Raw genomic sequence first — 18,752 nt, forward strand, 5'->3', positions numbered from 1 at the left:
GTACTATGCTTTACGACCTGGCAATAGTCATTTATGACTTTATAGTCCATTTAGCCGCTCCGTTTAGCCGCAAGCCCCGGAAGATGATGAAGGGGCATTGGGTGGTATATGAACTTCTGCGCCAACAAGTGGAGAAAGGGGAGCGGTATATCTGGTTCCATGCTGCTTCATTAGGTGAGTTTGAACAGGGGCGTCCCTTGATTGAAATGATTCGGGCAAAATATCCGGACTACAAGATATTGCTGACATTCTTTTCTCCTTCCGGCTATGAGGTGCGCAAGCACTACCGGGGAGCGGATGTTGTCTGCTATCTGCCGTTTGACAAACCGAGGAACGTGAAAAAGTTCCTTGATATTGCGAATCCTTGTATGGCGTTCTTTATCAAGTATGAGTTCTGGAAGAATTATTTGGATGCACTTCACAAACGCCGTATTCCGGTATATAGTGTATCGTCTATCTTCCGTCGCGAACAGATATTTTTTAAATGGTACGGTGGAACTTATCGCAGTGTCTTGAAGGATTTCGATCATTTGTTTGTGCAGAACGAGGCTTCAAAGCGCTATTTATCGAAGATTGGCATCAATCGTGTGACGGTAGTGGGTGATACTCGTTTCGACAGGGTGTTGCAGATCCGCGAAGAAGCCAAAGACCTTCCGTTGGTAAAAAAATTCAAGGGCGACAATGCCTTTACTTTTGTTGCCGGAAGCTCTTGGGGACCGGACGAAGACCTGTTCCTCGAATACTTCAATAACCACCCGGAAATGAAGTTGATTATCGCTCCGCACGTGATAGATGAGAATCACCTGGTAGAAATAATCAGCAAACTGAAACGACCATATGTACGCTATACTCGTGCTGACGCAAAGAATGTGTTGAAAGCCGACTGCCTGATTATAGACTGCTTCGGATTGCTTTCTTCCATTTATCGCTATGGGGAGATTGCGTATATTGGTGGTGGTTTCGGCGTAGGTATCCATAATACACTGGAAGCTGCCGTGTATGGAATCCCCGTAATTTTTGGACCGAAGTATCAGAAATTTATGGAAGCTATGCAATTGCTTGAAGCGAAAGGTGCTTACTCTATTAAGGATTATGACGAACTGAAAGGTCTATTGGAACGTTTCCGTACAGATGAAGCTTTCTTGCGTGAAACCGGTACCAATGCGGGTTATTATGTGACAAGCAACGCCGGAGCTACGGAGAAGATTATGCATATGATTAATTTCTAAATATAGACCGCCTTTCATGAGGCGTTGGAAATCGGATTTATCTCCATGAGGTTGTGCCAAGAGTCAGTAGTGATTTGAGCACAAACCTTATGGAGATTTTATTTTTTCATCATGTCTTGCTATTAGCCTGCTATTTATTGATTTCGTGCTTTAATATTTCTTCCAGTTCTTTCCGTGTCACGTGGATGAACCGTTTTGCTATATTTCCCTGCTTGTCTATCACCAGATACATCGGTAGTCCTGACATCTGAAAATGCTTCCAGAGATAGCCCCATTGCTTTTCGTTCAGCCAATAGTGCTCGCAGGAAAATTGCTCCTTTATTTATACCATTGCGAATACATCAGATAATTGTGTGCAATCTTTTGATTCAGTTCTTTAGCCTGTTCAGGGTCTACCTTTTTTATAAATTTGGCAGGTACTCCACCCCAAATACTTCCGGGTTCGATTACTGTATTGCTTAGGACCAGGGAGCCGGCAGCAACAATTGCCCCTTCGCCAACTACAGCATGGTCTAGTATGGTCGATCCCATTCCGACTAAAGCATAATCTTTGATAGTTGCTCCGTGAATGGTAACATTGTGTCCCACAGAAACATGGTCACCGATTTCAATGATTGATTTCTGGTATAATGTATGTAGCACGCTTCCGTCCTGTATGTTTACTCCGTTTCCTATTCGTATGGAATTGACATCACCGCGTAATACGGTACTAAACCAGATGCTACAATCATTTCCTATTTTTACGTCTCCTATGATAGTTGCGTTATCTGCGAGGAAGCAGTTCTCTCCGATTTCGGGAGTGAATCCCCGTACTGATTTGATTAAAGCCATAAACTATTTGTTTCTAATGAGGTTTTTAATTTAATGTAATTGAATGTTGGCTGACACTCGGGGGCATGATATCTGAGATTCGTGGCTTGGATAGCCTGTCATCCGGGTGTCGGACAAGTGCTGTTTAAATGGAAGCAGTCGCCTCTTGTAACCAGGCTTTTTCTTCTTCACTGAGATTTGGAGATAGTTTCTCGTAAACAGTCTGATGATAACTGTTTAGCCATTCGATTTCTTCATTTGTCAGCATCTCCTTGATTATCCCTTTCTTGCAGATAGGGCATAGGGTAATTGTTTCAAACTTGAGATAATCTCCAAACATACCTTCTTTATCTTTGCAAACTAGCGTCAAGTTTTCTGTGCGTATTCCGTGGCTACCGGCTTTATAAACTCCCGGTTCATTAGAAGTAACCATGCTCGGTTGTAATACAACGGGGTTTTCGTTCATGCGGATGCTTTGCGGTCCTTCGTGTACGCTGAGGAAATGACCGACCCCATGTCCTGTGCCATGAAGGAAATTCATTCCGTGGCTCCAAATTGGCATACGTGCTAATACATCTAGCTGGGCGCCGCGGGTTCCGGCGGGAAACTTTGCCATCGCTAATGCAATATGTCCCTTTAATATTAAGGTATAGTCTGTTTTTTCTTCTTCGGTAAGTTCGCCTAATGCAATCGTTCGTGTGATGTCGGTTGTTCCATCCAGATACTGCGCTCCTGAATCTAAAAGTAGAAATCCTTTTGGCTGGAGCGTTGCATTGCTTTCTGGTGTCGCTGAATAATGTACGATTGCTCCGTGTTCTTTGTATCCCGCGATTGTGTCGAAACTTTCACCCATATAAAGAGGTTGGGTAGCTCTGAATTTACGTAGCTTTTTGTCCACGCTCAACTCCGTTTCTTTACCGGAAGGAACAGACTCTTCCAGCCATCTGAGAAACTTGACGAGCGCTATACCATCCCGTTGCATAGCGGCATGTATGCCGGCAATTTCCTGTTCATTGCGAATCGCTTTCAATAATGCCACAGGAGATTCTCCACGAGTAATCGAACACTTAGGATTGATGGCGGAATAAATTGCGAAATTTGTTTTCCTCGGGTCGATAAGGATATTTTCACCGCTAAAACTGCTTAGGAAGTTTTCTACTTTGTTGTAATTATACAGGTTTACATGTTGTTCTTTTAAATAAGATTCCACCTCTTGAGTGACTTTCTCCGGTGAAATGAAATAAGTTACTTCATCTTGTGTAATTAGTAAATAGCTGATTACGACAGGATTGCAATGTACGTCACTCCCCCTCAAATTGAGCGTCCAGGCTATTTCGTCCAAAGCCGATAAGAATAAAGCATAAACTCCTTTTCTTTTCAACTCTGTGCGGATAGCGGCAATCTTTTCTTCACAACTTTTTCCTGCATAGCTGATATCGTAGATGAAAGCGGTAGAATCGGGTATAGAAGGGCGGTCTTTCCATATATTTTGCAATGGATCGCCAAATATGTCGACCTGTAACTGATGTGCTGCAAGTTCTTCTTTCATCTGTTCCACCTGTTGCACGGAGAACATTTTCCCGTCTATGCTTACTGACTCACCCGGTTTTAAGTTCTGGCAAAGAAACTCTGTGATACTTGGGGTTTCCGGCAACATCTCTTTATATAAGGTAATGCCGCTGCCTTCTAACTCTTCCCCGGCTTGCAGAAAGTAGCGGGAGTCTGTCCATAATCCGGCTTTATCCATTAAGACGACAACAGTGCCCGCGGAACCGGTAAAACCGGAGATCCATTCACGTGACATCCAATGGGGAGCTACGTATTCGCTTAGATGAGGATCAGTGCTGGGGATGATAAACGCCTTGATGTGGTTGGGGTGGAATGTCATGCGCAGTGCATGCAATCTCTCTTTTATACTCTGTTTCATACTTTATAATATTATAATTGGTATATAAGTGACTCAAAGGTACTAACTTTCTGTGTTTAATGCCTTGTTTATGAATAGTTTTTGAGAAATATTTGCCGAAAGTTTTGTGAATAAAGAAAGTATGTGTAATTTTGCGGCGCAATTTGACTGCGGAAATTTTTAATCATAACATATTAATAGTAACAAAATGATTGTAGTACCTGTAAAAGAAGGCGAAAACATTGAAAAAGCGCTGAAGAAGTTTAAAAGAAAATTTGAGAAAACTGGCATTGTGAAAGAACTGAGAAGCAGACAGCAGTTTGACAAACCGTCTGTAATTAACAGACTTAAGAGAGAACGTGCAGTTTACGTACAAAAACTTCAGCAAGTAGAAGATTAATAATTCGTAATTTCCTTTGAATTATTGAATTCTTTTCATACATTCGTTGCACGATTTTAGATGTAGCGATATTATGTTGATAGAATCTTTTCTTGATTATCTCCAGTATGAGCGGAACTATTCGGAAAAAACCGTTCTTGCATACGGTGAAGATATAAAGCAGCTACGGGAGTTTGCTCAGGAAGAGTATGGGAAATTCGATCCGCTGGAGGTTGAGGCTGGACTGATTCGTGAATGGATTGTTTCATTGATGGATAGAGGATATACCTCAACTTCTGTAAATCGTAAGCTAAGTTCGCTCCGGACGTTTTATAAGTATCTTTTAAAACAGGGGGAGGCGGTTGTAGATCCTTTATGTAGAATAAAGGGGCCTAAGAACAAAAAGCCGTTGCCCGTGTTTTTGAAAGAAAGCGAAATGAATCGGCTGTTGGATGAAACGGATTTTGGTAAAGGGTTTAAAGGATGTCGGGACCGGTTGATTATTGAAATGTTTTATGCTACTGGTATGAGACTTTCGGAATTGATAGGTTTGGATGATAAGGATGTGGATTTTTCGGCTTCTCTTCTTAAAGTGACTGGGAAAAGAAATAAGCAACGGTTGATTCCGTTTGGTGATGAGCTACGGGATTTGATGCTTGGGTATATTGGCATAAGAAACGAAACGATTTTGGTGAGGTCGGGAGCTTTTTTTATAAAAGAAGATGGCGGGCGGCTTTATAAGAATCTAGTCTATAATTTGGTGAAACGGAACCTGTCAAAGGTAGCGACGCTGAAAAAAAAGAGTCCTCACGTGTTGAGGCATACTTTTGCTACCACGATGCTGAATAATGAGGCAGAGTTGGGTGCGGTGAAAGAAATTTTAGGCCACGAGAGTATAGCAACTACCGAGGTTTATATGCACGCTACATTTGAAGAACTTAAAAAAGTGTATAAACAAGCTCATCCAAGAGCTTAAAAAACAAGGAGGTAAGTATGGATATTAGAATTCAATCAATTCACTTTGATGCGTCAGAGCAATTGCAGGCATTTATTCAAAAGAAGGTGTCTAAGTTGGAAAAATATTACGAAGATATAAAGAAAGTAGAGGTGTCATTAAAGGTGGTTAAACCGGAGGTTGCTGAAAATAAAGAAGCAGGCATTAAAATTCTTATTCCAAATGGGGAGTTTTATGCAAGTAAAGTATGTGATACATATGAAGAATCGATTGATTTGGATGTGGAAGCACTCAGTAAACAGCTGGTTAAATACAAGGAAAAACAGCGTAGCAAATAAAAAAAGCGCAAATATTTTGCGAAAAAGAAATAAATAACTAAATTTGCAGCCGTTTCGCTCGCGTTAGAACGTGGCGGTTGCAAATTTTAGCTAGAATGCCTCTTTAGCTCAGTTGGCCAGAGCACGTGATTTGTAATCTCGGGGTCGTTGGTTCGAATCCGACAAGAGGCTCAAAAAAATGAAGAACAAGGATAAAACATCGGAACTTGTCTTTTTGTTTGATTTTGGTTCTTTTATTTAATGAATTGCAAGGGCAAATACCAGAGTGGCCAAATGGGGCAGACTGTAAATCTGCTGTCTTTCGACTTCGGTGGTTCGAATCCATCTTTGCCCACAAAATCAAAGTGACAACTTTGGCGAGAATGCGGAAGTAGCTCAGTTGATAGAGCATTAGCCTTCCAAGCTGAGGGTCGCGGGTTTGAGCCCCGTCTTCCGCTCTTTTTTTCTTGCTGTTATAGCTCAGCGGTAGAGCACTTCCTTGGTAAGGAAGAGGTCCCGGGTTCAAGTCCCGGTAACAGCTCATAAGATGTAAATGCTGATTATTAATCAAATAAATAACAAGTAAAGCTATGGCTAAAGAGAAATTTGAACGTACCAAACCGCACGTAAACATTGGTACAATCGGTCACGTAGACCACGGTAAGACAACGTTGACTGCTGCTATCACTACTGTGTTGGCAAAAAAAGGTCTTTCTGAGTTGCGTTCTTTCGATTCTATCGACAACGCTCCTGAGGAAAAAGAAAGAGGTATTACTATTAATACTTCACACGTTGAGTACGAAACAGCTAACCGTCACTACGCACACGTTGACTGCCCGGGACACGCTGACTACGTAAAGAACATGGTAACTGGTGCTGCTCAGATGGATGGTGCTATCATTGTTTGTGCTGCAACTGATGGTCCGATGCCTCAGACTCGCGAACATATCTTGTTGGCTCGTCAGGTAAACGTTCCTCGTTTGGTTGTGTTCTTGAACAAGTGCGATATGGTAGACGATGCTGAAATGTTGGAACTCGTTGAAATGGAAATGAGAGAACTTCTTTCGTTCTATGACTTCGATGGTGACAATACTCCTATTGTTCAGGGTTCTGCTCTTGGCGCATTGAACGGCGTTGAAAAGTGGGAAGACAAAGTTATGGAATTGATGGATGCTGTTGATAACTGGATTCCGCTGCCTCCGCGTGATGTTGATAAACCTTTCTTGATGCCGGTTGAAGATGTATTCTCTATCACAGGTCGTGGTACTGTTGCAACAGGTCGTATCGAAACTGGTGTTATCCATGTAGGTGACGAAGTTGAAATCCTTGGTTTGGGTGAAGATAAGAAATCAGTTGTAACTGGTGTTGAAATGTTCCGTAAATTGTTGGATCAAGGTGAAGCTGGTGACAATGTAGGTTTGTTGCTTCGTGGTATCGATAAGAACGAAATCAAACGTGGTATGGTTCTTTGTAAACCAGGTCAGATTAAACCGCACTCTAAATTCAAAGCTGAGGTTTATATCCTGAAGAAAGAAGAAGGTGGTCGTCACACTCCGTTCCACAATAAATATCGTCCTCAGTTCTATCTGCGTACTATGGACTGTACAGGTGAAATCACTTTGCCGGAAGGAACTGAAATGGTAATGCCGGGTGATAACGTAACTATTACAGTTGAGTTGATTTACCCAGTAGCATTGAACCCAGGTCTTCGTTTCGCTATCCGCGAAGGTGGACGTACAGTAGGTGCTGGTCAGATTACAGAAATTCTTGACTAATACACAATAATTAATCAGTTCTCGGTTTTGTATCGGGAACTGATTATGTACACACGGGAGTAGCTCAGTTGGTAGAGCACCGGTCTCCAAAACCGGGTGTCGGGAGTTCGAGCCTCTCCTCCCGTGCTAATATTATTGAAATGAAAAAGGTAATAGCTTATATTAAAGAATCTTACGACGAACTTGTTCATAAAGTATCGTGGCCTACGTATTCCGAACTTGCTAACAGTGCAGTAGTTGTTTTATATGCTTCCCTGCTTATTGCATTGGTAGTATGGGGTATGGATCTCTGTTTCCAAAACTTCATGGAAAAAATCGTTTATCCACATTAAAAATTAGGAATTAAAAATGGCTGAGATTGAGAAGAAATGGTACGTTCTGCGTGCTATTAGCGGAAAAGAAGCTAAGGTAAAGGAATATCTTGAAGCTGACATTAAAAACAGCGACCTTGGTGAATATGTATCTCAGGTATTGATTCCTACTGAAAAGGTTTACCAGGTTCGCAATGGCAAAAAAATTGTGAAGGAAAGAAGTTATCTTCCTGGTTACGTTTTGGTGGAGGCTGCTTTGGTTGGTGAGGTTTCTCATCACTTGCGCAACACTCCGAATGTGATAGGCTTTCTTGGCGGCTCTGAAAAACCGGTGCCTCTCAGACAATCAGAAGTGAATCGTATACTTGGTACAGTTGACGAACTGCAGGAAACGGGTGAAGAACTCAATATTCCGTATGTGGTCGGTGAAACTGTTAAAGTTACTTTTGGTCCTTTCAGCGGATTCAGTGGTATCATTGAAGAAGTGAATAGTGAAAAAAAGAAACTAAAGGTCATGGTAAAGATATTCGGGCGCAAAACACCGCTTGAATTGGGCTTTATGCAAGTGGAAAAAGAATAACGCGGAATTGTTACGCTGTTGTTGTTCTTCGTTTAATGTTTATATATAAATCAATAAAAAAAATGGCTAAAGAAGTTGCTGGACTAATCAAATTACAGATTAAAGGAGGCGCTGCAAATCCATCACCCCCAGTTGGACCTGCTTTAGGTTCCAAAGGTATCAATATCATGGAATTTTGCAAGCAATTCAATGCCAGAACCCAAGACAAGGCAGGTAAGATTTTGCCTGTTATCATTACTTACTACGCAGATAAGTCTTTCGATTTTGTAATCAAGACTCCTCCCGTTGCTATTCAATTGCTTGAATTGACTAAGGTAAAGAGTGGTTCTGCTGAGCCTAACCGTAAGAAAGTTGCCGAGATTACTTGGGAACAGGTTCGTACGATTGCTCAGGACAAATTGGTGGACTTGAACTGTTTTACTGTGGAAGCTGCCATGAGAATGGTTGCAGGTACAGCTAGAAGTATGGGTATCGCTGTAAAAGGGGAGTTCCCGGTTAATAACTAATAAACTTCAATTGTAATGGGTAAACTGACAAAAAATCAAAAGTTAGCTGCAGAAAAAATTGAAGCAGGGAAAGCATACTCACTGAAAGAAGCTGCATCTTTGGTAAAGGAAATCACTTTCACCAAGTTCGATGCTTCACTGGATATCGATGTACGTTTAGGCGTTGACCCACGTAAAGCCAACCAGATGGTGAGAGGTGTCGTTTCACTTCCTCACGGTACTGGTAAACAAGTACGTGTGTTGGTGCTCTGTACACCGGATGCTGAAGCTGCTGCAAAAGAAGCTGGCGCTGACTATGTTGGTCTTGACGAATATATTGAAAAGATCAAAGGTGGATGGACTGATATCGACGTGATTATCACTATGCCGTCTATCATGGGTAAAATTGGTGCACTCGGTCGTGTACTCGGTCCTCGCGGATTGATGCCGAACCCGAAGAGTGGTACTGTAACTATGGATGTTGCTAAAGCTGTAAAAGAAGTAAAACAAGGTAAGATTGACTTTAAAGTTGACAAGAGCGGTATCGTTCATACTTCTATCGGTAAGGTTTCATTCAGTCCTGAGCAGATTCGCGACAACGCGAAAGAGTTTATCTCTACGCTCAACAAACTGAAACCGACAGCAGCAAAGGGTACATATATTAAGAGTATTTATCTTTCAAGTACAATGAGTGCGGGTATTAAGATTGACCCGAAATCAGTGGAAGAAATCTAATAAAACAGACTAATCATGAGAAAGGAAGATAAAAATTCGATTATAGCACAGATTGCTGCTACAGTAAAGGAATACGGTCATTTCTATTTGGTAGACGTTACAGCTATGAACGCTGCCGCTACCAGCGCATTGAGAAGAGATTGTTTTAAATCGGACATCAAACTGATGGTGGTTAAAAACACATTGCTTCACAAGGCTCTCGAAAGCCTGGAAGAAGATTTCTCTCCTCTGTACGGCTCTTTGAAAGGTACTACCGCTATTATGTTCTGCAACATTGCAAACGTACCGGCCAAACTGATCAAAGACAAAGCAAAAGACGGTATCCCCGGACTGAAAGCTGCATATGCAGAAGAAAGTTTCTACATTGGTGCAGACCAATTGGATGCTCTCGTTGCAATCAAGAGTAAGAATGAAGTTATCGCTGACATCGTTGCATTGCTGCAATCTCCGGCGAAGAATGTTATTTCTGCTCTTCAATCAGGTGGTAACACACTTCACGGAGTACTCAAAACTCTTGGTGAGAGACCCGAATAATTTCATAAAACAACAAAGTATTTAAACAATTAAAATCATACAAAAAATGGCAGATTTGAAAGCTTTTGCAGAACAATTAGTTAACTTGACAGTAAAAGAAGTTAATGAACTTGCAACTATCCTTAAAGAAGAATACGGTATTGAACCTGCTGCTGCAGCTGTAGCTGTTGCTGCTGGTCCCGCAGCTGGTGCTGCTGCTGTAGAAGAAAAAACTTCTTTCGACGTAGTATTGAAGAGCGCTGGTGCAGCTAAACTTCAGGTAGTTAAAGCCGTTAAGGAAGCTTGTGGTCTTGGTTTGAAAGAAGCTAAGGACATGGTTGACGGTGCTCCTAGTGTAGTAAAAGAAGGTTTGGCTAAAGACGAAGCAGAATCATTGAAGAAAACATTGGAAGAAGCTGGAGCTGAAGTTGAACTTAAATAACATTGGCCTGGTAATCAGGTAATTCGGTTAGGAATCCTTCACAAGAGGATTCTTAACCTTTTTGTGTATATATTTCAAATTAAGTTCTCCAAATTCATTACTAGATGTCTTCAAATACTGTAAATCAAAGAGTTAATTTTGCTTCGACTAAGAATCCGCTCGAATATCCGGATTTTCTGGAAGTACAATTGAAGTCATTCCAAGACTTTCTACAATTAGATACCCCACCTGAAAAGCGTAAGAATGAGGGATTGTATAAAGTATTTGCTGAAAACTTCCCTATTGCCGATACTAGAAACAATTTTGTTCTTGAGTTTCTGGACTATTATATTGATCCGCCGCGTTATACCATTGATGATTGTATAGAGCGTGGGCTCACTTATAGTGTTCCTTTAAAAGCGAAACTTAAGCTTTACTGTACGGACCCCGATCATGAGGATTTTGATACAGTGATTCAGGACGTATTCCTTGGCCCGATTCCTTATATGACTGATAAGGCTACTTTCGTCATTAACGGTGCCGAACGCGTAGTTGTGTCACAACTTCACCGTTCTCCGGGTGTGTTCTTCGGTCAAAGCGTGCATGCCAATGGTACAAAACTTTATTCGGCTCGTATTATTCCGTTTAAAGGTTCGTGGATTGAGTTTGCTACTGACATCAATAATGTGATGTATGCATACATTGACCGTAAGAAGAAATTGCCGGTAACTACTCTGTTGCGTGCGATTGGCTTCGAGAATGACAAAGATATCCTGGAGATTTTCAACCTTGCAGAAGATGTGAAGGTTAACAAGACAAATCTGAAGAGAGTGCTGGGGCGCAAGCTGGCTGCACGTGTCTTGAAAACATGGATTGAAGATTTCGTTGATGAAGATACCGGTGAAGTGGTTTCTATTGAACGTAACGAAGTTATTATCGACCGCGAAACCGTACTGGAAGAGGAGCATATTGATGAAATTTTGGAATCGGGAGTTCAGAACATTCTTTTACACAAGGATGAGCCGAACCAGTCTGATTTCTCTATTATATATAATACGCTGCAGAAGGACCCGAGTAACTCGGAAAAAGAGGCTGTGTTGTATATCTACCGTCAGTTGCGTAACGCTGATCCGGCTGATGACGCAAGTGCGCGTGAAGTTATCAACAACTTGTTCTTCTCAGAAAAAAGATATGACCTTGGTGATGTAGGTCGTTACAGAATCAACAAAAAGTTGAACTTGACGACTGATATGGACGTGCGTGTCCTCACAAAGGAAGATATCATTGAAATCATCAAATATCTGATTGAGTTGATTAACTCTAAGGCAGATGTGGATGATATTGACCACTTGAGCAACCGTCGTGTACGTACAGTGGGCGAACAGCTTTCTAACCAGTTTGCTGTTGGTTTGGCTCGTATGTCTCGTACGATTCGTGAACGTATGAATGTTCGTGACAATGAAGTGTTTACTCCGATTGACTTGATTAACGCGAAGACTATTTCTTCTGTGATCAATTCTTTTTTCGGAACGAATGCCTTGTCTCAATTTATGTACCAGACAAACCCGCTGGCTGAAATCACGCACAAGCGTCGTATGTCTGCACTGGGTCCTGGTGGTCTTTCTCGTGAACGCGCAGGATTTGAGGTTCGTGACGTTCACTATACACACTACGGTCGTCTTTGTCCGATTGAAACTCCTGAAGGTCCGAATATCGGTTTGATTTCTTCGTTGTGTGTATTCGCTAAGATTAATGAGCTCGGATTCATTGAAACTCCCTACCGTAAGGTTGAAAACGGCAAGGTGGATCTTTCTGATAATGGTCTGATTTATCTGACTGCTGAAGAAGAAGAGGAAAAGATTATTGCACAGGGTAACGCTCCGTTGAACGATGATGGTACATTTGTGCGTAATAAGGTTAAGTCTCGTCAGGATGCTGACTTCCCTGTTGTGGAACCGTCGGAAGTTGACTTGATGGACGTTTCTCCTCAGCAGATTGCGTCAATTGCAGCTTCACTGATTCCGTTCTTGGAACATGATGATGCTAACCGTGCATTGATGGGATCAAACATGATGCGCCAGGCTGTTCCATTGTTGAGAAGCGAGGCGCCGATTGTGGGTACAGGTATTGAACGTCAGTTGGTCAGAGACTCTCGTACGCAGATTACTGCGGAAGGAGATGGGGTCGTTGACTATGTTGACGCTACTACAATTCGTATTTTGTACGACCGTACGGAAGATGAAGAATTTGTAAGTTTCGAACCGGCTTTGAAAGAATATAGAATACCTAAGTTCCGTAAGACTAACGAGAATATGACGATTGACTTGCGTCCTACTTGTGACAAAGGGCAGCGTGTGAAGAAAGGTGATATCTTGACAGAAGGTTATTCTACTGAAAAAGGCGAGTTGGCATTGGGTAAGAACTTGCTGGTAGCTTATATGCCTTGGAAGGGGTACAACTATGAGGATGCTATCGTTTTGAACGAACGTGTGGTACGTGAAGACCTGTTGACTTCAGTTCATGTGGAAGAGTATTCCTTGGAAGTTCGTGAAACAAAACGTGGTATGGAAGAACTGACTTCTGATATCCCGAATGTTAGTGAAGAGGCTACCAAGGACTTGGATGAAAATGGTATCGTAAGAATCGGTGCACGTATCGAGCCGGGTGATATCATGATTGGTAAAATTACTCCGAAAGGTGAGTCTGACCCTTCTCCTGAAGAAAAACTGCTTCGTGCAATCTTCGGTGACAAGGCCGGTGATGTAAAAGATGCTTCACTGAAAGCTTCTCCTTCTTTGAAAGGGGTAGTTATCGACAAGAAGCTATTCTCACGTGTCATTAAGAACCGTAGTTCTAAACTTGCAGACAAAGCATTGTTGCCTAAGATTGATGATGAATTTGAATCTAAGGTTGCGGACTTGAAACGTATTCTGGTTAAAAAACTGATGACTTTAACAGAAGGAAAGGTTTCGCAGGGCGTGAAAGACTATTTGGGTGCAGAGGTGATTGCCAAGGGGGCTAAGTTCAGTGCATCAGATTTTGATTCGCTTGATTTCACTTCTATCCAATTGAGTAATTGGACAAGTGACGAGCACACTAACGGCATGATTCGTGATTTGGTGATGAATTTCATTAAGAAATATAAAGAACTAGATGCTGAGCTGAAACGTAAGAAGTTTGCTATCACTATTGGTGATGAACTTCCTGCTGGTATTATTCAGATGGCTAAAGTATATATTGCCAAGAAACGTAAGATTGGTGTAGGTGATAAGATGGCAGGTCGTCACGGTAACAAGGGTATCGTGTCACGTGTTGTACGTCAGGAAGATATGCCGTTCTTGGCAGACGGTACCCCAGTTGACATTGTATTGAATCCGTTGGGTGTGCCTTCACGTATGAACATTGGTCAGATTTTCGAAGCTGTACTTGGACGTGCCGGAAAAACATTAGGTGTGAAATTTGCAACTCCTATTTTCGATGGTGCAACAATGGATGATCTGGATGAGTGGACAGATAAGGCAGGATTGCCCCGCTACTGTAAGACTTATCTCTGTGATGGTGGTACAGGTGAGCAGTTTGACCAACCGGCAACTGTGGGAGTAACTTATATGTTGAAGTTAGGTCACATGGTTGAAGATAAGATGCACGCTCGTTCTATCGGTCCGTACTCATTGATTACTCAGCAACCTCTTGGTGGTAAAGCACAATTCGGTGGTCAGCGTTTCGGAGAAATGGAAGTTTGGGCACTCGAAGGCTTTGGTGCTGCTCATATCCTACAGGAGATTCTGACTATCAAGTCTGATGACGTGGTAGGACGTTCGAAAGCTTATGAAGCAATAGTGAAAGGTGAACCGATGCCGCAACCTGGTATTCCGGAGTCCTTGAACGTATTGTTACACGAGTTGAGAGGTTTAGGTTTGAGTATCAACCTAGAATAAAATAATGAAGAATGCGTGGTGTCAACAAACCGTTAACGGTTTGTTGACATCCGTGTCTTTTTCAATTTCCAATGATTCAATTATCAAATCTCAATTATATAGAGTATGGCTTTTAGAAAAGAAAATAAGACGAAAAGTAATTTCTCGAAGATCTCAATTGGTTTGGCTTCTCCGGAAGAAATCCTTGAGAATTCGAGTGGTGAAGTTTTGAAGCCTGAAACCATTAATTACCGTACGTACAAACCTGAACGTGACGGTTTGTTCTGCGAGCGCATCTTTGGTCCTATCAAGGATTATGAGTGCCATTGCGGTAAATACAAGCGTATCCGTTATAAAGGTATCGTCTGCGACCGTTGTGGTGTGGAAGTTACTGAAAAAAAAGTACGCCGTGAACGTATGGGACATATCCAATTGGTTGTGCCGGTGGCTCACATTTGGTATTTCCGTTCGCTCCCTAATAAAATCGGTTATTTGCTCGGATTGCCGACAAAGAAACTGGATTCGATTATATACTACGAACGTTATGTTGTTATTCAGCCAGGTGTAAAAGCTGAAGATGGCGTAGCTGAATATGATTTGCTTTCAGAAGAGGAATATTTGGATATTCTGGATACACTTCCAAAGGACAATCAATATCTTGAAGATAATGATCCGAATAAATTTGTTGCAAAGATGGGTGCTGAAGCAATCTATGATTTGCTGGCTCGTCTGGATTTGGATGCTTTGTCTTACGAATTGCGTCACCGTGCAGGTAACGATGCTTCACAGCAACGTAAGAATGAAGCGTTGAAACGTCTTCAGGTAGTCGAATCGTTCCGTTCATCACGCGGACGTAACAAACCGGAATGGATGATTGTACGTATCGTACCAGTTATCCCGCCCGAACTTCGTCCGTTGGTTCCGTTGGATGGTGGTCGTTTTGCTACATCAGACTTGAACGACCTTTATCGTCGTGTGATTATCCGTAACAACCGTTTGAAACGGCTCATCGAAATCAAGGCTCCGGAAGTAATTTTGCGTAATGAAAAACGTATGCTTCAGGAATCTGTCGATTCTTTGTTTGATAACTCACGTAAATCAAGTGCTGTAAAGACAGATGCCAACCGTCCGTTGAAATCATTGTCTGACAGTTTGAAAGGTAAACAAGGACGTTTCCGTCAGAACTTGTTAGGTAAACGTGTTGACTACTCTGCCCGTTCGGTAATTGTCGTTGGTCCTGAATTGAAAATGGGCGAATGCGGTATTCCTAAATTAATGGCTGCTGAATTGTACAAGCCGTTTATTATCCGCAAGCTTATCGAACGCGGTATTGTTAAGACTGTCAAGTCTGCAAAGAAGATTGTTGACCGTAAGGAACCGGTGATTTGGGATATTTTGGAACATGTAATGAAAGGGCATCCGGTACTGTTGAACCGCGCTCCGACACTGCACCGTTTGGGTATTCAGGCTTTCCAACCGAAAATGATTGAAGGTAAGGCAATCCAGTTGCATCCGTTGGCATGTACGGCATTTAATGCTGACTTTGACGGTGACCAGATGGCTGTTCACTTGCCTTTGAGTAATGAGGCAATTCTTGAAGCACAGATGTTGATGCTTCAATCACATAATATTTTGAATCCGGCAAACGGTGCGCCTATTACTGTACCGGCGCAGGATATGGTTCTTGGTTTGTACTATATCACTAAGTTGCGTGCTGGTGCTAAGGGCGAAGGTCTGACATTCTATGGTCCGGAAGAGGCATTGATTGCTTATAATGAAGGTAAAGTAGATATCCATGCTCCGGTGAAGGTAATCGTGAAAGACGTTGATGAAAATGGTAATATTGTAGACGTAATGCGCGAAACTTCGGTTGGACGTGTGATTGTAAATGAAATCGTTCCGCCTGAAGCTGGTTATATCAATACTATTATCTCTAAGAAATCTCTTCGTGATATTATTAGTGATGTAATTAAGGTGTGCGGTGTGGCTAAAGCTGCCGACTTCCTGGATGGAATCAAGAACTTAGGTTATCAGATGGCGTTCGAGGGTGGCTTGTCATTCAACTTGGGTGATATTATCATTCCGAAGGAAAAGGAAACTTTGGTACAGAAAGGTTACGATGAAGTAGAACAAGTCGTAAATAACTATAACATGGGTTTCATTACCAATAATGAACGTTATAATCAGGTTATTGATATTTGGACACATGTTAACTCTGAGTTGTCTAACATCTTGATGAAGACAATTTCTTCGGATGATCAAGGCTTCAACTCTGTGTATATGATGCTTGATTCTGGTGCCCGTGGTTCTAAAGAACAGATTCGTCAGTTGTCAGGTATGCGTGGTTTGATGGCAAAACCGCAGAAAGCAGGTGCTGAAGGTGGTCAGATCATTGAGAACCCGATTTTGTCGAACTTTAAAGAAGGACTTTCGGTATTGGAATACTTTATCTCTACCCACGGTGCTCGTAAAGGTTTGGCGGATACCGCTTTAAAGACTGCTGATGCCGGTTATTTGACTCGTCGTCTGGTAGACGTATCGCACGATGTGATTATTACGGAGGAAGACTGCGGTACACTCCGTGGATTGGTTTGTACAGACCTTAAGAATAATGATGAAGTTATTGCTACTCTGTACGAACGTATCTTGGGGCGTGTTTCCGTACATGATATTATTCATCCTACTACTGGCGAATTACTTGTTGCTGGTGGAGAAGAAATCACGGAAGAAGTTGCCAAGAAGATTCAAGATTCTCCAATCGAGAGTGTTGAAATCCGCTCGGTATTGACTTGCGAGGCTAAGAAGGGTGTTTGTGCTAAATGTTACGGACGTAACCTAGCTACGAGCCGCATGGTTCAGAAGGGTGAAGCTGTAGGTGTAATTGCTGCTCAGTCTATCGGTGAGCCGGGTACACAGTTGACATTGCGTACATTCCACGCCGGTGGTACTGCTGCCAATATAGCAGCAAATGCAAGTATCGTTGCTAAGAATAATGCACGTCTTGAATTTGAAGAGTTGCGTACAGTAGATATTGTTGATGAAATGGGTGAGTCTGCGAAAGTAGTAGTAGGTCGTTTGGCTGAAGTTCGTTTCGTAGACGTAAATACCAACATCGTTCTTTCTACTCATAATGTTCCTTATGGTTCAACGTTGTATGTAGGTGATGGCGACTTGGTAGAAAAAGGCAAGCTGATTGCTAAATGGGACCCGTTCAATGCTGTTATTATCACAGAAGCAACCGGTAAAATCGAGTTTGAGGGCGTAATTGAGAACGTTACTTATAAGGTTGAATCGGATGAAGCCACAGGTCTTCGTGAAATTATCATTATCGAATCTAAGGATAAGACGAAAGTTCCTTCGGCTCATATCTTGACTGAAGATGGTGATTTGATTCGTACTTATAACTTACCGGTGGGCGGTCACGTGATTATCGAAAATGGTCAGAAGGTGAAAGCCGGTGAAGTTATCGTGAAGATTCCGCGTGCCGTAGGTAAAGCAGGTGATATCACGGGTGGTCTTCCTCGTGTTACTGAATTGTTTGAAGCTCGTAATCCGTCTAATCCTGCTGTTGTTTCTGAAATTGACGGTGAGGTAACGATGGGCAAGATTAAACGTGGTAACCGTGAGATTATTGTAACTTCTAAGACTGGTGAGGTCAAGAAATATTTAGTTGCGTTATCTAAGCAGATTCTGGTACAGGAAAATGACTATGTACGTGCTGGTACTCCGTTGTCTGACGGTGCTACTACTCCGGCAGATATCTTGGCTATTAAAGGTCCTACGGCTGTACAAGAATATATCGTGAATGAAGTGCAGGATGTATATCGTCTGCAGGGTGTGAAAATCAATGACAAGCACTTCGAGATTATCGTTCGCCAGATGATGCGTAAAGTACAGATTGACGAACCGGGCGACACTCGCTTTTTGGAACAACAAGTTGTAGACAAACTGGAGTTCATGGAAGAAAACGACCGTATTTGGGGTAAGAAAGTTGTGGTTGACGCAGGTGATTCCCAAAGTATGCAAGCTGGTCAGATTGTAACTGCCCGTAAGTTGCGTGATGAGAATAGTATGCTGAAACGCCGTGACTTGAAACCTGTTGAGGTTCGTGATGCTGTTGCTGCCACATCTACTCAGATTCTTCAAGGTATCACACGTGCTGCTTTACAGACTTCAAGCTTTATGTCGGCTGCTTCTTTCCAAGAAACAACGAAGGTATTGAATGAAGCTGCTATTAACGGTAAGATTGATAAACTTGAAGGTATGAAGGAAAATGTGATCTGTGGTCACTTGATTCCGGCAGGTACAGGACAACGTGAATTTGAAAAACTTATCGTTGGTTCAAAAGAAGAGTATGACCGTATCTTGGCTAACAAGAAAACAGTGCTCGACTACAATGAAGTAGAATAATACAATTCA

15 protein-coding genes and 5 tRNA genes are annotated in these 18,752 nt (G+C 42.1%); 18 read left to right on the forward strand and 2 right to left on the reverse strand.

Features of this window, described 5'->3' with window-relative positions:
• Nucleotides 1-5: 5 nt before the first annotated feature.
• Entirely contained in the window at nucleotides 6-1,229 is a 1,224-nt protein-coding gene (locus CLIN57ABFB40_RS18195) for a 3-deoxy-D-manno-octulosonic acid transferase (protein WP_175631395.1), read from the forward strand.
• A gap of 318 nt (nucleotides 1,230-1,547) precedes the next feature.
• On the opposite strand, the gene CLIN57ABFB40_RS18200 is transcribed toward CLIN57ABFB40_RS18195, so the two are convergent.
• The gene (locus CLIN57ABFB40_RS18200; RefSeq protein WP_167959847.1) at nucleotides 1,548-2,060 is read right to left on the reverse strand and encodes a gamma carbonic anhydrase family protein; all 513 of its coding nucleotides are present in this window, start codon (nucleotides 2,058-2,060) and stop codon (nucleotides 1,548-1,550) included.
• Nucleotides 2,061-2,184: 124 nt separating this feature from the next.
• Nucleotides 2,185-3,966: an aminopeptidase P family protein gene (locus CLIN57ABFB40_RS18205; RefSeq protein WP_175631396.1), complete on the reverse strand. Its 1,782-nt coding sequence runs from the start codon at nucleotides 3,964-3,966 to the stop codon at nucleotides 2,185-2,187.
• 187 nt (nucleotides 3,967-4,153) lie between these two features.
• Here CLIN57ABFB40_RS18205 and rpsU point away from each other — a divergent pair, with 187 nt between their 5' ends.
• The 17 genes from rpsU (at nucleotide 4,154) to rpoC (ending at nucleotide 18,743) form a co-directional block, all read left to right on the forward strand.
• On the forward strand, nucleotides 4,154-4,345 hold the full coding sequence (gene rpsU, locus CLIN57ABFB40_RS18210) for a 30S ribosomal protein S21 (RefSeq protein WP_175631397.1): 192 nt from the start codon (nucleotides 4,154-4,156) through the stop codon (nucleotides 4,343-4,345).
• A 73-nt stretch (nucleotides 4,346-4,418) separates the two neighbouring features.
• Entirely contained in the window at nucleotides 4,419-5,300 is an 882-nt protein-coding gene (locus CLIN57ABFB40_RS18215; protein WP_175631398.1) for a tyrosine recombinase XerC, read from the forward strand.
• A 17-nt stretch (nucleotides 5,301-5,317) separates the two neighbouring features.
• Complete coding sequence (gene hpf, locus CLIN57ABFB40_RS18220; RefSeq protein WP_175631399.1) at nucleotides 5,318-5,617, forward strand: ribosome hibernation-promoting factor, HPF/YfiA family; 300 nt, start codon at nucleotides 5,318-5,320, stop codon at nucleotides 5,615-5,617.
• 97 nt (nucleotides 5,618-5,714) lie between these two features.
• Nucleotides 5,715-5,788, forward strand: a tRNA-Thr gene (locus tag CLIN57ABFB40_RS18225).
• 80 nt (nucleotides 5,789-5,868) lie between these two features.
• Nucleotides 5,869-5,951, forward strand: a tRNA-Tyr gene (locus tag CLIN57ABFB40_RS18230).
• Between the two features lie 30 nt (nucleotides 5,952-5,981).
• Nucleotides 5,982-6,054: transfer RNA gene (locus CLIN57ABFB40_RS18235), tRNA-Gly, on the forward strand.
• 11 nt (nucleotides 6,055-6,065) lie between these two features.
• Nucleotides 6,066-6,137 (forward strand) — tRNA-Thr (locus CLIN57ABFB40_RS18240).
• A gap of 49 nt (nucleotides 6,138-6,186) precedes the next feature.
• Entirely contained in the window at nucleotides 6,187-7,371 is a 1,185-nt protein-coding gene (tuf, locus tag CLIN57ABFB40_RS18245; protein ID WP_175631400.1) for an elongation factor Tu, read from the forward strand.
• 53 nt (nucleotides 7,372-7,424) lie between these two features.
• Nucleotides 7,425-7,497 (forward strand) — tRNA-Trp (locus CLIN57ABFB40_RS18250).
• Nucleotides 7,498-7,511: 14 nt separating this feature from the next.
• Nucleotides 7,512-7,703, forward strand: coding sequence for a preprotein translocase subunit SecE (secE, locus tag CLIN57ABFB40_RS18255; protein WP_175631401.1), 192 nt, complete (start codon nucleotides 7,512-7,514; stop codon nucleotides 7,701-7,703).
• 16 nt (nucleotides 7,704-7,719) lie between these two features.
• Nucleotides 7,720-8,262, forward strand: coding sequence for a transcription termination/antitermination protein NusG (gene nusG, locus CLIN57ABFB40_RS18260; RefSeq protein WP_007755661.1), 543 nt, complete (start codon nucleotides 7,720-7,722; stop codon nucleotides 8,260-8,262).
• Between the two features lie 62 nt (nucleotides 8,263-8,324).
• Nucleotides 8,325-8,768 (forward strand): 50S ribosomal protein L11, encoded by a 444-nt coding sequence (rplK, locus tag CLIN57ABFB40_RS18265; RefSeq protein WP_175631402.1) that lies wholly within the window; start codon nucleotides 8,325-8,327, stop codon nucleotides 8,766-8,768.
• A 15-nt stretch (nucleotides 8,769-8,783) separates the two neighbouring features.
• Complete coding sequence (gene rplA, locus CLIN57ABFB40_RS18270) at nucleotides 8,784-9,482, forward strand: 50S ribosomal protein L1 (RefSeq protein WP_175631403.1); 699 nt, start codon at nucleotides 8,784-8,786, stop codon at nucleotides 9,480-9,482.
• 15 nt (nucleotides 9,483-9,497) lie between these two features.
• The gene (gene rplJ, locus CLIN57ABFB40_RS18275) at nucleotides 9,498-10,016 is read left to right on the forward strand and encodes a 50S ribosomal protein L10 (protein ID WP_175631404.1); all 519 of its coding nucleotides are present in this window, start codon (nucleotides 9,498-9,500) and stop codon (nucleotides 10,014-10,016) included.
• A gap of 46 nt (nucleotides 10,017-10,062) precedes the next feature.
• Nucleotides 10,063-10,437 carry a 50S ribosomal protein L7/L12 gene (gene rplL / locus CLIN57ABFB40_RS18280; protein ID WP_002558082.1) on the forward strand — a complete coding sequence of 125 codons (375 nt, stop codon included), beginning with the start codon at nucleotides 10,063-10,065 and terminating at the stop codon, nucleotides 10,435-10,437.
• A 104-nt stretch (nucleotides 10,438-10,541) separates the two neighbouring features.
• On the forward strand, nucleotides 10,542-14,354 hold the full coding sequence (gene rpoB, locus CLIN57ABFB40_RS18285; protein ID WP_175631405.1) for a DNA-directed RNA polymerase subunit beta: 3,813 nt from the start codon (nucleotides 10,542-10,544) through the stop codon (nucleotides 14,352-14,354).
• A 105-nt stretch (nucleotides 14,355-14,459) separates the two neighbouring features.
• Nucleotides 14,460-18,743 (forward strand): DNA-directed RNA polymerase subunit beta', encoded by a 4,284-nt coding sequence (gene rpoC, locus CLIN57ABFB40_RS18290; protein ID WP_175631406.1) that lies wholly within the window; start codon nucleotides 14,460-14,462, stop codon nucleotides 18,741-18,743.
• Nucleotides 18,744-18,752: the final 9 nt, after the last annotated feature.

Source organism: Bacteroides acidifaciens (assembly GCF_903181435.1).
Classification (GTDB): Bacteria; Bacteroidota; Bacteroidia; order Bacteroidales; family Bacteroidaceae; genus Bacteroides.

What these genes read in the sequence shown, in the direction of transcription:
- hpf (WP_175631399.1), top strand. Translation starts at nt 5,318, where the DNA reads ATGGATATTAGAATTCAATCAATTCACTTTGATGCGTCAGAGCAATTG.
- CLIN57ABFB40_RS18205 (WP_175631396.1), bottom strand. Translation starts at nt 3,966, where the DNA reads ATGAAACAGAGTATAAAAGAGAGATTGCATGCACTGCGCATGACATTC.
- rpsU (WP_175631397.1), top strand. Translation starts at nt 4,154, where the DNA reads ATGATTGTAGTACCTGTAAAAGAAGGCGAAAACATTGAAAAAGCGCTG.
- secE (WP_175631401.1), top strand. Translation starts at nt 7,512, where the DNA reads ATGAAAAAGGTAATAGCTTATATTAAAGAATCTTACGACGAACTTGTT.
- CLIN57ABFB40_RS18195 (WP_175631395.1), top strand. Translation starts at nt 6, where the DNA reads ATGCTTTACGACCTGGCAATAGTCATTTATGACTTTATAGTCCATTTA.
- tuf (WP_175631400.1), top strand. Translation starts at nt 6,187, where the DNA reads ATGGCTAAAGAGAAATTTGAACGTACCAAACCGCACGTAAACATTGGT.
- CLIN57ABFB40_RS18200 (WP_167959847.1), bottom strand. Translation starts at nt 2,060, where the DNA reads ATGGCTTTAATCAAATCAGTACGGGGATTCACTCCCGAAATCGGAGAG.
- rpoB (WP_175631405.1), top strand. Translation starts at nt 10,542, where the DNA reads ATGTCTTCAAATACTGTAAATCAAAGAGTTAATTTTGCTTCGACTAAG.
- rplL (WP_002558082.1), top strand. Translation starts at nt 10,063, where the DNA reads ATGGCAGATTTGAAAGCTTTTGCAGAACAATTAGTTAACTTGACAGTA.
- rplK (WP_175631402.1), top strand. Translation starts at nt 8,325, where the DNA reads ATGGCTAAAGAAGTTGCTGGACTAATCAAATTACAGATTAAAGGAGGC.
- CLIN57ABFB40_RS18215 (WP_175631398.1), top strand. Translation starts at nt 4,419, where the DNA reads ATGTTGATAGAATCTTTTCTTGATTATCTCCAGTATGAGCGGAACTAT.
- rplJ (WP_175631404.1), top strand. Translation starts at nt 9,498, where the DNA reads ATGAGAAAGGAAGATAAAAATTCGATTATAGCACAGATTGCTGCTACA.
- rpoC (WP_175631406.1), top strand. Translation starts at nt 14,460, where the DNA reads ATGGCTTTTAGAAAAGAAAATAAGACGAAAAGTAATTTCTCGAAGATC.
- rplA (WP_175631403.1), top strand. Translation starts at nt 8,784, where the DNA reads ATGGGTAAACTGACAAAAAATCAAAAGTTAGCTGCAGAAAAAATTGAA.
- nusG (WP_007755661.1), top strand. Translation starts at nt 7,720, where the DNA reads ATGGCTGAGATTGAGAAGAAATGGTACGTTCTGCGTGCTATTAGCGGA.